Origin of the sequence: Streptomyces sp. NPDC006739 (assembly GCF_042869815.1) — a bacterium.
Classification (GTDB): domain Bacteria; phylum Actinomycetota; class Actinomycetes; order Streptomycetales; family Streptomycetaceae; genus Streptomyces.
In genome coordinates this window covers 59763-73576 of the sequence record NZ_JBIAGM010000012.1, presented here as the reverse complement: position 1 = coordinate 73576, position 13814 = coordinate 59763, and the positions used below count along the sequence as shown (strand labels likewise).

Annotated in this window: 13 protein-coding genes and 1 pseudogene; 3 read left to right on the top strand and 11 right to left on the bottom strand. The window is 71.6% G+C overall.

Annotation, left to right across the window (positions count from 1 at the left end):
* The first annotated feature begins 21 nt into the window (after window positions 1-21).
* Both ACFYMM_RS23695 and ACFYMM_RS23690 read left to right on the top strand, forming a co-directional pair.
* Complete coding sequence (locus tag ACFYMM_RS23695) at window positions 22-897, top strand: 3-hydroxybutyryl-CoA dehydrogenase (RefSeq protein ID WP_388389695.1); 876 nt, start codon at window positions 22-24, stop codon at window positions 895-897.
* A gap of 196 nt (window positions 898-1093) precedes the next feature.
* Window positions 1094-1351, top strand: a complete 258-nt coding sequence (locus tag ACFYMM_RS23690) for a hypothetical protein (RefSeq protein ID WP_388389694.1) — start codon at window positions 1094-1096, stop codon at window positions 1349-1351.
* Here the strand turns inward: ACFYMM_RS23690 and ACFYMM_RS23685 are convergent.
* From ACFYMM_RS23685 to infC, 10 genes and pseudogenes are all read right to left on the bottom strand, one after another.
* On the bottom strand, window positions 1348-1884 hold the full coding sequence (locus ACFYMM_RS23685; protein ID WP_388389692.1) for an NUDIX hydrolase: 537 nt from the start codon (window positions 1882-1884) through the stop codon (window positions 1348-1350). The genes ACFYMM_RS23690 and ACFYMM_RS23685 overlap by 4 nt on opposite strands.
* A gap of 75 nt (window positions 1885-1959) precedes the next feature.
* On the bottom strand, window positions 1960-3300 hold the full coding sequence (locus tag ACFYMM_RS23680) for a transcriptional regulator (protein ID WP_388389689.1): 1341 nt from the start codon (window positions 3298-3300) through the stop codon (window positions 1960-1962).
* 245 nt (window positions 3301-3545) lie between these two features.
* On the bottom strand, window positions 3546-4664 hold the full coding sequence (locus ACFYMM_RS23675; RefSeq protein WP_388389687.1) for a PP2C family protein-serine/threonine phosphatase: 1119 nt from the start codon (window positions 4662-4664) through the stop codon (window positions 3546-3548).
* Window positions 4665-4852: 188 nt separating this feature from the next.
* A complete protein-coding gene (pheT, locus tag ACFYMM_RS23670; RefSeq protein WP_388389685.1) occupies window positions 4853-7411 on the bottom strand; it encodes a phenylalanine--tRNA ligase subunit beta in 2559 nt (852 codons plus the stop codon).
* Entirely contained in the window at window positions 7411-8559 is a 1149-nt protein-coding gene (pheS, locus tag ACFYMM_RS23665; protein ID WP_388389683.1) for a phenylalanine--tRNA ligase subunit alpha, read from the bottom strand. Before pheS ends, pheT begins: the two co-directional genes overlap by 1 nt.
* Before the next feature lie 129 nt (window positions 8560-8688).
* Window positions 8689-9828 (bottom strand): ATP-binding protein, encoded by a 1140-nt coding sequence (locus ACFYMM_RS23660; RefSeq protein WP_388389681.1) that lies wholly within the window; start codon window positions 9826-9828, stop codon window positions 8689-8691.
* A gap of 50 nt (window positions 9829-9878) precedes the next feature.
* Entirely contained in the window at window positions 9879-10718 is an 840-nt protein-coding gene (locus tag ACFYMM_RS23655) for a TrmH family RNA methyltransferase (protein WP_388389679.1), read from the bottom strand.
* A 96-nt stretch (window positions 10719-10814) separates the two neighbouring features.
* Window positions 10815-11198 carry a 50S ribosomal protein L20 gene (gene rplT, locus ACFYMM_RS23650; protein ID WP_004002577.1) on the bottom strand — a complete coding sequence of 128 codons (384 nt, stop codon included), beginning with the start codon at window positions 11196-11198 and terminating at the stop codon, window positions 10815-10817.
* 98 nt (window positions 11199-11296) lie between these two features.
* Window positions 11297-11491: a 50S ribosomal protein L35 gene (rpmI, locus tag ACFYMM_RS23645; RefSeq protein ID WP_004933563.1), complete on the bottom strand. Its 195-nt coding sequence runs from the start codon at window positions 11489-11491 to the stop codon at window positions 11297-11299.
* Between the two features lie 111 nt (window positions 11492-11602).
* Window positions 11603-12314, bottom strand: a pseudogene (gene infC / locus ACFYMM_RS23640) (translation initiation factor IF-3).
* A gap of 354 nt (window positions 12315-12668) precedes the next feature.
* Between infC and ACFYMM_RS23635 the strand changes: the two are divergent.
* The gene (locus tag ACFYMM_RS23635) at window positions 12669-13025 is read left to right on the top strand and encodes a DUF1844 domain-containing protein (protein WP_094216867.1); all 357 of its coding nucleotides are present in this window, start codon (window positions 12669-12671) and stop codon (window positions 13023-13025) included.
* 21 nt (window positions 13026-13046) lie between these two features.
* On the opposite strand, the gene ACFYMM_RS23630 is transcribed toward ACFYMM_RS23635, so the two are convergent.
* The gene (locus ACFYMM_RS23630; RefSeq protein WP_388390076.1) at window positions 13047-13775 is read right to left on the bottom strand and encodes an SseB family protein; all 729 of its coding nucleotides are present in this window, start codon (window positions 13773-13775) and stop codon (window positions 13047-13049) included.
* Window positions 13776-13814: the final 39 nt, after the last annotated feature.

The window sequence follows — 13814 nt, the reverse complement described above, 5'->3', positions numbered from 1 at the left end:
TGGATCAGCGAAGGGAACGATGTGACGGGCATCCCATCGGGAGACATCGGGCGCGTCGGAGTCGTCGGCTGCGGCCAGATGGGAGCGGGCATCGCCGAGGTGTGCGCCCGCGCCGGTCTGGACGTCAGGGTCGCCGAGACCACCGGCGAGGCTCTGGAGATCGGCCGTACCCGGCTGTTCAACTCCCTGGCCAAGGCCGCCGAGCGCGGCAAGATCAGCGAGGAGGAGCGGGACGCCACACAGGCGCGTCTGAGCTTCACCACCGACCTCGGCCAGTTCACCGACCGCGATCTGGTGATCGAGGCCGTCGTGGAGAACGAGCAGGTCAAGACTGAGATCTTCCAAGTGCTCGATCAGGTGGTGACCCGTCCGGACGCGATCCTGGCCTCCAACACCTCCTCCATCCCGCTGGTCAAGCTCGCGGTCGCCACCTCGCGCCCCGACCACGTCGTCGGCATCCACTTCTTCAACCCGGCACCGGTGCAGCAGCTGGTCGAGCTGATCCCGGCGCTCACCACCTCCGAGGGCACCCTCAGCCGCGCCCAGGTCTTCACCGAGAAGGTGCTCGGCAAGCACGCGATCCGCGCCCAGGACCGCTCCGGGTTCGTGGTCAACGCGCTGCTCGTGCCCTACCTGCTGTCCGCGATCCGTATGTTCGAGTCGGGCATCGCGAGCCGCGAGGACATCGACAACGGCATGGAGATGGGCTGCGCCCACCCGATGGGCCCGCTGAAGCTGTCCGACCTGATCGGGCTGGACACCATCGTCTCCATCGCCCACTCGATGTACGCCGAGTACAAGGAGCCGCTGTACGCCGCTCCGCCGCTGCTCCAGCGCATGGTCGAGGCAGGCCGGCTCGGCCGGAAGACCGGGTCCGGCTTCTACACCTACGGCTGATCCCGCACCCGACGTCACGGAGCGTGCCCGGCACCGCGTTCGGTGCCGGGCACATCTGTTTCACTCCCCGTGTGCGCGCCGGGCTCGCATATGCCTGTCGCACACGCTCCCCACGCGCCCACCAGGCGAGTTCACTCTTCATGCGCATGCAAGGGATGCGGAACCACCACGTTCGACTACGGAAAGGAGTGGACCCGTGACCGCCGAATCCGAGCATCCCGTGGTCCATGGAGAACTCGCAGAGTTACGCCGCCGCCTCGATGTGGCGTACGCCCGCGTCGAGGGCGGGCTGGCACTGCTCAGTCACCGCACCGAGGAGACCGCGAAGGAACTGGACGAGCTGAACACCCGCATGATCTCGCTGGAGCACGCACGCTGGCCCCTGCCCTCGGTCGCCGCGCTCACGGCACTGGGCGCACTCGTCGTCACGATCTGGCAGGCGCTGGCCCACTAATCATCGGCGAGCCTGAGGTGGTGCAGCAGGAGTAACGCGGCCGCCATGTTGGCGGCCGGGACCTCCCCACGGGCGATCATGTCGGGAACGAGCTTGAGAGGGACCCATTCCCGGCGGTCCGACTCGAAGTCGTCCACGGGGTGTCCGAGGTACTCGCCGTCGTCGGCCCAGTAGATGTGGTGCCGGGCGTCGGTGAGGCCGTTGGACGGCTCCACGGTCATGAGGTGGTGCAGGCGTCCCGGCCGCCAGCCGGTCTCCTCCTCCAGTTCCCTGGCGGCCGCGGTCGCGATGTCCTCGCCGTCCTCCACGACGCCCGCGGCCAGTTCCCACCCCCAGCTGTCGGTGATGAAGCGGTGGCGCCACAGGAGGAGGACCTCGTTCGCCTCGTTGACGACCGTGGCCACGGCCACCGGCCGCAGCCGTATCAGGAAGTGGTCGAGATGCCGGCCGTCCGGCAGCTCGACATCCGCGAGATTGACGCTGAACCAGCGGTTTTCATACACAGTTTGTTCGTTCTGTTTCGTCCACTGCACGGTTCTGCCACCTTCCGCTGAGTAAGTGGCAATATCGCAGCAGCGGCTCCTCAGGCCTACAGGGCGCCGGAGCGCCTACAGCGGTACGCGCAGTGCCCCGTCGATCAGTTCGGCGGCTTCGGCGGTTCCGGCCGATCCGCTGCGCACCAGGTGCTCGCGTACCGCGCGGAGTCTGTCGCGCAGGCGCTGGGACTCCATTCCGCGGGCCTGCTCGGCCATCTGCACGGCCGTCGCCACCGCGTTGTCGGCGTTCCCCTGGCGCAGTTCGATGGTGCTGAGCATCGCGAGCCGGTGCACCCGGCCCCGGTCGTGGGCAGGGTTGTCGACGGCGGCCGCGGCGTGCTCCCGGGCGGCGGCCAGTTCACCGAGGCTGAGCAGCGCCTCGGCCACCTGCACATTGACCAGTCCCGGCTGGACATAGCCGGTCTCGTCCGGTTCGTGTCCGCGCCGGATGCGGTCGGCGGCGGTCTCCGCGCGCCGGATGCAGGACAGGGCGCTCGTGCCGTCGCCGAGGTGGGCGTACGCCTTGGCCTGCATCGCGTACAGATCGGAGGCGAGGGCGGGGGTGATGTGCCGTCCGGCGGCGCGCAGGGCCGCCTCGGCGAAGGCGACCGCCTGCCGGTACTCCCGCATGAACAGCGCCTGGTTGACCAGCAGCGCGATCACGTACGCGCCAAGTCCCCGGTCCCCGCTGGCCTTCGCCAGCCGCAGCGCCTGGTGGAAGTAGCGCTGGGCGAGACCGTGCGCGTCGGAGTCGTAGGCGCAGATACCGGCGATCGCCACCAGACCGCCGGTCGCCCGGTGCAGTTGGCGACCGGTGGCGTCGGTGTAGCTGCCGCGCAGCAGCGGGGCGGCCTCGGCGTTGAGGAACCCGACGATCCGGGTGCGGGTCGCGATGCCGCCCGCCTTGCGGTACATCTGCTCGTAATGGGTGCGGGCGGCGCGCAGCATCGCCAGGTCGGAGGCGGTGACGCGGTGCCGGCCGCCCCGGGAGACATCGGTGTCCTCGGGCGGGTTCTCCCACTCCCACACGGGCATCACCGCGGGGGTACCGGTGACGGCGGGGGCGCCGAGGACGTGCGGGCGCTGCTGTTCGTCGGAGCGCCACAGGGCGGTGGCCCGCTCGACGAACCCGTTGAGCGAGGTGCCGTGCGGCACACCCGGCTCGCCGGGCACGCCCAGGCCGATGTCGTCGAGGGTGACGGGACGGTGCAGCCGGACGGCGAGCACCTCGCAGATCAGGTCCGGCACCTGGCCCCGGGGCCGCTGGCCCTTCAACCACCGCGCCACGGCGGTGTGTTCGTACCGCAGCGCGAGACCTCGCGCCCGACCGGCCTGGTTGACATGGGCGGCGAGACCGGCGTGCGAGATCCCCGCCTCGTCCAGGATCGCGTCGAGCAGAGTGTTGGGCTGCATGAGTGCCCCCCGGGTGGCCTGGTGTCGGTCAGCGTAGTGCGTCCGGCTTCACACGGGGTGTGAACGGAGTGCCCGGATCCGCAGCGTGTGCGCGCTGTCGCTCCCCGTGTTCGTCCGGTTGACTGAGATGCCTCGCAAGAGGCCGGCCGGGCCGCCGGCTCCCCCTCGAACAAAGTGCGGTGGCCTGGCCGTCGGCGCTGGCCGGCGCAGGCGCAAGGCACAGATGCGTGCCGGCAAGGAGTGGGCTATCGGTTCGTGGTCGGCTGCGGGCCGGTGGGGGCTTGGCGCGCCGTCCCCGGCGCCCCTCGGGAAGCCGCCCCCGGCGTTGTCCGGTCGTTGCGCAGGACGAGTACCGCCACGTCGTCCGTCGGGGTGCCGGAGGTGTGCCGGAGCAGGGACGTGAAGACCGTGCGCAGCATGGTCTGGGGGGTCACCGGATGGTGGCGTACGGCTGCCGCCAGGGCCGTGGGCAGGGAGAAGAAGTGGCCTCGGGCGTCCCTCGCGTCCTCCGCGCCGTCCGTGTAGAGGACCAGGGACTCGGCCGGGAGCAGGCGGCCGCAGTGCACGGGGTCCAGGTCGGCGGGGAGCGGGAACGGGCCGAGCGGCGGCAGCGGGTCCGCTCGGGTCAGGAGTCCGACCCGCGTCCCGCTGATCAGGTAGGGCCACGGGTGACCGCAGTTGAGGGCGCGGACCTCGCCGTCCCGGGCGATCTCCAGCAGCAGGACGGTGACGAACTCCTCGGCGACCGGGTTCTCGACGTCCGCGGCGCCGGCCGACGGGTGTTCGGCGCGGGCCCGTTCGCGCAGATGGCGGGCGTGGGCGCGGTCCAGCCGGCGCAGTACGCGGTCGAGTCCGGGTTCGTCGTGGGCCGCCTCGCGGAAACTGCCGAGGACGGCGGCCACCGTACCGAGCGCGGGCAGGCCGTGACCGCGGACGTCGCCCATCACCACGCGGACGCCGTGTTCGGTGGCGACGGCCTCGTACAGGTCGCCGCCGATGGCCGCGCCGCGGTCGGCGGAGAGCTGGGCGGCCGCCACGTTCAGGCCGTCGAGCCGGGGTGGCAGGGGCCGCAGCAGCACGCTCTGCGCGGCGCCGGCGACCTTGCGCAGCTGACGGAGTTCACGCACCAGGGCCCGGCGGACGTGCAGGATCAGGCCGGTTCCGACCGCGAAGAACACGGCGCTGGTGACGACCCGCGCGCCCAGCCCGTTCTGCTGGGCGAGCGGGCAGCCGAGCTTGTAGGTGACGGCGACGGCGCCCCAGACCGTGGGCAGCCCCAGCGAGAGCGCGCGGCCCGGCGGCCGGCGGCCGGGCGCGGCCGGGGATGGCCACCGGGTGGGTGCCCGTGGCTTGATGCGGATCATGCCTCTGGTCCCCCATGTGGGCCCTGACAGAGCAGACGGACCGACCCCGAAAGGCCGGTCCGATTCTGTCGACGCCCTGGCCCCGAAGGGCCGGATCGCCGCCACTTCCCACCCGAACGAGTGAGGCCCCCTCGGTCGGCCCGCAGGTACGCAGGTCGTCCGAGGGGGCCGGGTCACCCCTGCGGCGATCAGCCCCTGAGCACCGCGCCCGTCCGCTCGCCGGCCAGGGCGACCGCGGCGTCGCGGGCCGCGGACGCCTCGTCCACCGTCAGCGTCCGGTCGGCGGCACGGAACCGCAGCGCGTACGCCAGGGACTTCTTGCCCTCCCCCAGCTGCTCCGCGTTCTCGTACACGTCGAACAGCCGGATGGACTCCAGCAGCGTGCCCGCGCCGTCCCGCAGCGCCTCCTCGACGTCCGCGTGCGGGACGAACTGGTCGACGACCAGGGCGACGTCCTGCGTGGCCACCGGGAAGGACGAGATGCGCGGGCCCTTCACCGGTCCGCCGGTCGCCGCCTCCACCACGTCCAGGTTCAGCTCCATCGCGCAGGTGCGCGCGGGCAGTCCCAGCGTCTTGAGGACACCGGGGTGCAGCTCACCGGCGTACCCGGCGACCCGCTCCGCCCCGTCGACGACGGCCACCAGCTCGGCGCACCGGCCGGGGTGCCAGGGGCCGTACCGGCCCTTGCGGATGATCAGCTCGGTGCCGAGCTCCCGGGCCACGGACCGCGCGGCCTCGATGGCGTCCGCCCACTCGGCCGGACGGCCCTTGCCCCACCAGCCGGCCTGCTCGCGGGCGCCCGCGAGGACGACGGCGGCGTGCCGGGGCTGGACGGGCAGTGCCTCGGTGAGGGAGGCGATCTCCTCGTCGGTCGGACGCCGGTCCACGGGCAGGCGGACGGCGACCTTCAGCTCCTCGCGCGGGTGGAAGACCAGGCCGGTCTCGAAGAGCGCGAGGTCGTGGGAGCCCCGGCCGTCGTTGCGCCGCAGGGCGGCCAGCAGGCCCGGCAGCAGCGTGGTGCGCAGGGCGGGTTCCTCGTCGGAGAGCGGGTTGGCCAGCCTGACCACCCGGCGGGCCGGGTCGTCGGCCTCCAGGTGCAGCTGGTCGAAGACCTGCTCGCCGATGAACGGGTAGGTGAGCGCCTCGACGTAGCCGGCGCCGGCCAGGGCGCGGCCGACGCGGCGGTGCAGCCGCTGCCGCTCGGTCAGGCCGCGGCCCGCGGGGGGCTTGGGGAGTGTGGAGGGCAGGTTCTCGTAGCCCTCCAGGCGGATGACCTCTTCGGCCAGGTCGTTGGGGTCGGTGAGGTCGGGACGCCAGGACGGGACGGTGACGATCAGCTCGTCCTGCCCGCCCGTCGCCCGACCACCACCCCCCAACGGCGCGTTCCACGCGGCAGAATTTCCAAAGACGTCGCAGCCGATCTCCTGGAGGCGGCGTACGACGGTCTCGCGGCCGTAGTCGACGCCCGCCACCTTGTCGGGGTGGTTCGCCGGGATGGCGAGGGTGCGGGGCGCGGACGGGGCGATGACCTCGGTGACGCCCGCGTCGGCGGTGCCGCCCGCGAGCAGCACCAGCAGGTCGACGGTGCGCTGGGCGGCGGCCGAGGCGGCCTGCGGGTCGACGCCGCGCTCGAAGCGCCGGGACGCCTCGGAGGACAGCCTGTGACGGCGGGCGGTGCGCGCGACGGAGAGCGCGTCGAAGTGCGCGGCCTCCACGACGACCTCGGTGGTGGTGCCCTCGGTGTCGTCGATCTCGGTGTTGGCTCCGCCCATCACGCCCGCGAGGCCGATGGGGCCCCGGTCGTCGGTGATGACCAGGTCCTCGGCGTCGAGGGTGCGGGTCACGCCGTCCAGGGTGGTGAGCTTCTCGCCCGCCTCGGCGCGGCGCACGCCGATCGCGCCCTGGACGCGGGCCCGGTCGTAGGCGTGCAGCGGCTGGCCCAGCTCCAGCATCACGTAGTTGGTGATGTCCACGGCGAGGGAGATCGGGCGCATGCCGGCCTTCTGCAGGCGGCGCTTGAGCCAGATCGGCGAGTGTGCCTCCGGGTCGAGGCCGGTCACCGTGCGGGCGGTGAAGCGGTCGCAGCCGAAGGGGTCGGAGATCTGGACCGGGTGGCCGAAGGCGTTCGGCGCGGGGACGTCGATCAGGGCCGGGTCGCGCAGCGGCAGCCCGTAGGCGGTCGCGGTCTCCCGGGCGACACCGCGCAGCGACAGGGCGTAGCCGCGGTCGGGCGTGACGGCGATGTCGAGGACCTCGTCGACCAGTTCCAGCAGCTCGATGGCGTCGGTGCCCACCTCGTGCTCGGGCGGCAGCACGATGATGCCGTGCGTGCCGTCGTCGCCCATGCCCAGCTCGTCGGTCGAGCAGATCATGCCGTGGGAGGTCTTGCCGTACGTCTTGCGCGCGGCGATCGCGAAGCCGCCGGGCAGGACCGCGCCCGGCAGGACCACGACGACCTTGTCGCCGACGGCGAAGTTGCGGGCGCCGCAGACGATCTCCTGGGGCTCGCCGGTGCCGTTGGCCCGGCCGACGTCGACGGTGCAGAAGCGGATCGGCTTCTTGAAGCCCTCCAGCTCCTCGATGGTCAGCACCTGGCCGACGACGAGCGGCCCCTTGAGGTCGGCGCCGAGCTGCTCGACGGTCTCGACCTCCAGGCCGACCGTGATGAGCTTCTCCTGGACGTCGCGCCCGGTCTCCGTCGCCGGCAGGTCGACGTACTCCCGCAGCCAAGAAAGCGGGACCCGCATCAGATCTCCATCCCGAACGGCCGGGTGAACCGGACGTCACCCTCGACCATGTCTCGCATGTCTTCGACGTTGTGGCGGAACATCAGCATCCGCTCGATGCCGAACCCGAAGGCGAATCCGCTGTACTTCTCGGGGTCGACGCCACAGGCGACCAGCACCCGCGGGTTGACCATGCCGCAGCCGCCCAGCTCGATCCAGCCCTCGCTGGAGCAGGTGCGGCAGGGCCGGTCGGGGTTGCCGACGGACTCGCCCTTGCACACGTAGCAGAGCATGTCCATCTCGGCGCTCGGCTCGGTGAAGGGGAAGTAGTTCGGGCGCAGCCGGGTCTTCATGTCCGAGCCGAAGAGCGACTGGACCATGTGGTCCAGGGTGCCCTTGAGGTCGGCCATGGTCAGGCCCTCGTCGACGGCCAGCAGCTCGATCTGGTGGAAGACCGGGGTGTGGGTCGCGTCCAGCTCGTCGGTGCGGTACACGCGGCCGGGACAGACGACGTAGACCGGCAGCTCACGGTCGAGGAGAGTGCGGGCCTGGACGGGCGAGGTGTGGGTGCGCAGCACGACACCGGACTCGCCGTGACCCGCGGCGGAGCCGCTGTCGGACCGCGTCGTGGGGCCTTCGACGAAGAAGGTGTCCTGCATCTGCCGGGCGGGGTGGTCCGGGGTGAAGTTCAGGGCGTCGAAGTTGAACCACTCCGCCTCGACCTCGGGGCCCTCCGCGACCTCGTAGCCCATGGACACGAAGACGTCCGCGACCCGCTCCATGAAGGTGGTCAGCGGGTGCCGGGCGCCGGCCGGGACGCGGTCGTAGGGCAGCGTGACGTCCACCGACTCCTCGACCAGCACCCGGGCGTCGCGCTCGGCCTCCAGTTCGCCCTGGCGGGCGGCGAGGGCCTTGTTGACGGCGCCGCGGGCCATGCCGACACGCTTGCCGGCGTCGGCCTTGGCGTGCGGGGGCAGGGCGCCGATCTCGCGGTTGGCGAGGGCCAGCGGCGAGGCGGGGCCGGTGTGGGCGACCTTGGCCTCGTGGAGCGCGTCGAGGGATTCCGCGGCGGCGAAGGCGGCGAGCGCCTCGTCCCGCATGCGCTCGATCTCTTCCGGTTTCAACGTCTCGACCTCTACCGGGTCGTACGACTTATTCGGTGCCGACATCTCTTCCCGTGCTTCCGGTTGGCTGGCTGAAGGTCCCCGTCACCGACTCCGGTGGCCGTGTGCAGGACACAAAGGTGCCAATGGCCGAGTCTAACGGGGCGGAGGTGTGCGGATGCGCCCGCGGGCCGCTCAGACCAGATAGGCCGGAGTGCTCACGGGCAACGTAAATCGGAACTCGGCGCCGCCGCCGGTGGCGCGGCCGACCGTGATGGTGCCGCCGTGGGCCTCGACGATGCCCTTGACGATGTACAGCCCGAGGCCGGTGCCGCCGCGCTTGCTGCCCCGCCAGAAGCGGGTGAAGACGCGGTTCATGGACTCCTCCGGGATGCCGGGTCCCTCGTCGCTCACCGTGACCGACGTGCCGGCTTCCTCGCTCTCGCGCGGGGACGCCGTGGGCGTGACGTCGATGGTGACGGTTCCCTCGCCGTGGCGCACGGCATTTTCCAGCAGGTTGCTGAGCACCTGGTCGATCTTGTCGGGGTCGGCCCACAGGGCGGGCAGCGGCTGCTCGATGCGGAGCAGGAAGCGGTCGGCGGGCTGGCCGGCGGCGACGTAGGCCTGGATGTGCCGTCCGACGGCGGCGCCGATGTCGACGGGCTGGCGGCGCACCTCCAGGCGCCCGGAGTCGATGCGGGAGATGTCCAGCAGTTCGGCGATGAGCCGGGTGACCCGGTCGGCGTCCGCGTCCACGGTCTCCAGCATCAGCCGCTTCTGGTCGTCGGTGAACCGCTCCCACTTGGCCAGCAGCGTGGCGGTGAAGCCCTTGACGGAGGTCAGCGGGGAGCGCAGTTCGTGGGCGACGGTGGCGATCAGTTCGGCGTGGCTGCGTTCGGTGCGGCGGCGGGCCTCGGTGTCGCGCAGGGAGACGACGACGCGGCGGACGGGGCCGGTGGGTTCGTCGCGTACGTAGCGGGCGGAGACGAGGACTTCCCGGCCGCCGGGCAGGAGGAGGTTGCGTTCGGGCTGCCGGTCCCGGATGGCGAGCCCGCCGTACGGGTCGGTCAGCTGCCACCAGCGCCGCCCCTCCAGGTCCTCTAACGGCAGGGCCTTCTCCAGGCGCTGTCCGAGGGCGTCGGCGGCCGGGCGGGCGGTGATGCGTTCGGCGGCGGCGTTGAAGCAGACGACGTGCCCGTGTTCGTCGGCGACGACGAGTCCGTCGGGCAGTTGGTCGGGGTCGATGCCCAGCTCGCCGAGGCCGCCGTGCCGGGGCGCGGGTTCGCGGTGCACGTCCCGCCCCTGCGGCGCCGTGCTCGTGCCGACCGACCTCATCCCCGTACCCCACCTCTCAGACGGCGCAGGGCCCCGCGCTGGCCACCCTACTAGCTCTGGGTGACGGAACGGCACCCTCCGGAGGCGCGCTGCGCACGGGCCGACGCGTAGAGACATACGGCGGCGGCCGTGGCGAGGTTCAGGCTCTCGGCCTTTCCGTGGATGGGGACGCGCACGACGGCGTCGGCGAGCGCGCGGGTCTCCTCCGGGAGCCCCCAGGCCTCGTTGCCGAAGACCCAGGCGGTGGGGCCGCCCATGGTGCCCTTGTCCAGTTCGTCGTCGAGGTCGTCGGTGCCGGTGCCGTCGGCGGCGAGGATGCGGACGCCCGCCCGCCTGAGCCCGGCGACGGCTTCCTCCACCGGGACGCCGACGGCCACGGGCAGATGGAACAGGGAGCCCACCGAGGCCCGTACGGCCTTGGGGTTGTACAGATCGACGGACGCGTCGGTCAGGACGACGGCCTCGGCCCCGGCGGCGTCCGCGCAGCGCAGCACGGTCCCGGCGTTCCCGGGGTCGCGGACGTTCGCGAGCACGGCGACGAGCCGGGGCCGGGTGGCCAGGATCTCCTCGAAGGGCGTGTCCAGGAACCGGCAGATCCCGACGATCCCCTGCGGGGTGACGGTCGTCGAGATGTCGGCGATGACCTGCTCGGAGGCGAGGTGCACACGGGCGCCGGCGTCCCGGGCCTCCCCCACGATGTCGGCGTACCGCTCGGCGGCCTCGATGGTGGCGAACAGCTCCGTCAGGCCGTGCCCGGCGGCCTCCCGGGCCGCCTGCGGTCCCTCGGCGAGGAACAGCCGCTCCTTGCCCCGGAAGTTCCGCCGGGCGAGCCGGCGGGCGGCCGAGACGCGGGGGGAACGGGGGGAGATCAGCTCGGGGGTGGCAGTCATCGCATTCACTCTCAGCATTCTCAACGCAACGGACCCGCGGGCAGAAACCCACGGGTCCGTACAGTCACCTCGGCCAGGCCGGCGCGGTGAGTCGCGTCACGCGGCCTTGGGGGCGTTGACGTCCGACGGCAGCGCCTTCTGGGCCACCTCGACGAGGGCCGCGAAGGCACCCGCGTCGTTGACCGCCAGCTCGGCCAGGATCTTGCGGTCGACCTCGACGTTCGCGGCCTTCAGACCCTGGATGAAGCGGTTGTAGGTGATGCCGTTGGCGCGGGCAGCGGCGTTGATGCGCTGGATCCACAGCTGACGGAAGTCGCCCTTGCGCTTCTTGCGGTCGTTGTAGTTGTAGACCAGCGAGTGGGTGACCTGCTCCTTGGCCTTGCGGTACAGGCGCGAGCGCTGACCGCGGTAGCCGGAGGCCTGCTCGAGGATCGCCCGGCGCTTCTTGTGGGCGTTGACTGCCCGCTTGACGCGTGCCACTTGTTAACTCCTTGTAGCGGGGCCGTGGGTGGACTCACACGGCCCGGAAACGATGAGGTCCCGGTCCAGACGTACGGCGCTCAGGCGGCGCCGTGACGTCACTTGCCGAGAAGCTTCTTGATCTTCGCGGCGTCGCCCGGGGCCATCTCGGCGTTGCCGGTGAGGCGACGCGTCACGCGGGACGACTTGTGCTCGAGCAGGTGGCGCTTGCCGGCGCGCTCACGGAGCACCTTGCCGGAGCCGGTGACCTTGAAGCGCTTGCTGGCACCGCTGTGCGACTTGTTCTTCGGCATAGCGCCGTTATCTCCTCGTCGGTGGCGCTCCGGTGCCCGGTCGTGAAACCGGGCACTGTGGAGCGTCGCTCTTGTATCGGTTACATCCTTGGGGACTCGCGTCCCCCGGGATCACGCCTCCGCGTGTTCCTCGGCGGGCGCCTCGGCCTCGGTGTCTGCGGCCTCGGCGTCGACAGCCTGGGCGTCGGCGTCGGCGTCGGCGGGGTTCTGCGAGCGGCCGGGGTTGGCCTTCGCCTCCGCCTTGCGGGCCTCCTGCGCCTGGCGGGCCTCGGCCATCGCCTCGGTCTTCTTCTTGTGCGGACCGAGGACCATGATCATGTTCCGGCCGTCCTGCTTCGGGTTCGACTCGACGAAACCGAGGTCCTGGACGTCCTCCGCGAGCCGCTGCAGCAGTCGGTAGCCCAGCTCGGGCCGGGACTGCTCGCGACCACGGAACATGATCGTGATCTTGACCTTGTCGCCCTGCTTGAGGAACCGAACGACGTGACCCTTCTTGGTGTCATAGTCGTGCGGGTCGATCTTCGGCCGGAGCTTCATCTCCTTGATGACCGTGTGCGCCTGGTTCTTGCGCGCCTCACGGGCCTTCATGGCCGACTCGTACTTGAACTTCCCGTAGTCCATGAGCTTGCACACGGGCGGACGGGCGTTCGCCGCGACCTCGACCAGGTCCAGGTCGTACTCCTGCGCAAGCTCCAGTGCCTTGGCCAGGGGGACGATGCCCACCTGCTCGCCACTGGGACCGACAAGTCGCACCTCGGGAACGCGAATCCGGTCGTTGATGCGGGGCTCGGCGCTGATGGATCCTCCTCGGTTAGCACCACACGGCGGTCTGGCGGACAGCCGCGTATGTCTTTTCGTCAAGACCTAACCGCGCCGAAGCACAAAAAATGCCCCGGACGATCACAGGCGGGGCTCCAATGACTACCGGAGCACCGCCGCGTTCACCGCGGGGCGCGCTCTCGGACGGCTCCATCGTCCGTACGGAACGATGGTGGCCGTCTGACCGGAGACCCGCCGTCCCGGGGACGGTCGGGTGGGAGAATCGGAGCCTCCACTTGTGGGCCGAGCACGCTGACGGATGTCTGGGCGCGTCCGGCCGGTCGTCCACCAGATTAGCAGCATCGCTTGACAAGGGCTAATTGAAGGACGTCGCAGCGGACCGCCTATCGTGTGGGGCATGAGTGAGACCCCTCCTGAGAACACCGACTTCGACGCGATGACCCGCGACATCGCCGAGGTCCCCGCCGTCGAGGTGATCGTCACGGTCGCCGTCAACCTGATGAGCGCCGCCGCGGTGAAGCTCGGTCTCACCGAGGAGGGCGACAAGTACAAGGACCTGGACGAGGCCCGCAAGCTGGTGACCGCGCTGGCCGGTCTGCTGGACGCGAGCGCGACCGAGATCAGCTCCTTCCACGCGGCCCCGCTGCGCGACGGCCTGAAGTCGCTCCAGCTGGCCTTCCGCGAGGCGTCGATCGTGCCGGACGAGCCGGGCCAGGGCCCGGGCGAGAAGTACACCGGCCCGGTCTACGGCTGACCACGGGGTGTCAACACCCCTTCATCGCACGTACAGGGGCTCGCCCGGAGGCGTCGTCCCGGCCGGCAGCAGTGCCAGGTCGAGACCGCGCACCAGGCGGGCCCTCAGTGTCTCGTCGGCCGCGAGCCGCCCGGCGACGGCGCGGGCGGTCTCGGCCGGGACGGCGGCCGGGGCCAGGACGAGGAAGAGGGTGCCGTCGGCCTGCCCGGGGCCGAGGTGGGCGCGCTCGACGGCGGGCTCGGCGGCGACGGCGGCGCGTACCGCGGCGGCCACGGCCGGGTCGGCGAGCGGGTCGGTCGTCGTACGGCCCTCGGCGAGCGCCAGCAGCGCCGGGCCGGTCAGTTCGAAGGGCACCGGTCCGGACAGGTCGAGGACGACCGTGTCCGCCTTCTCGTGCGCGGCGGCCCGCAGGGCCTGGTGCAGGGGTACGGCGACGGGCCGGGCCGCGGGGTCCCAGCGGGCCAGCGACTCGGTTGAGGTGAACGCGGGCAGGGCGGTGCGGGAGCCGGCCTTCAGGGTGGGGACGGCCATGTCGCTGCTCTTCTCGCGGCGCAGCCCCTTCTCGTCCTCCTCGACCTCCCCGAGCACGGCCACCACGGGTACCAGCAGCCGGGCGCCCCTGAGGGCCTCCAGGACCGGGCCGACGGCCGTGCGGTCCTCGGCCCAGGCGGCGAGGGCGGCGCTCAGCCGGGGGTCGGCGGAGCCGTCGTCGTCGGAGAACCCGGGGTCGGGAATGTTCTTGTTCGCCACGCTCACGACCTTATCCTCGCCGGTACGGGCGCCGTGTTC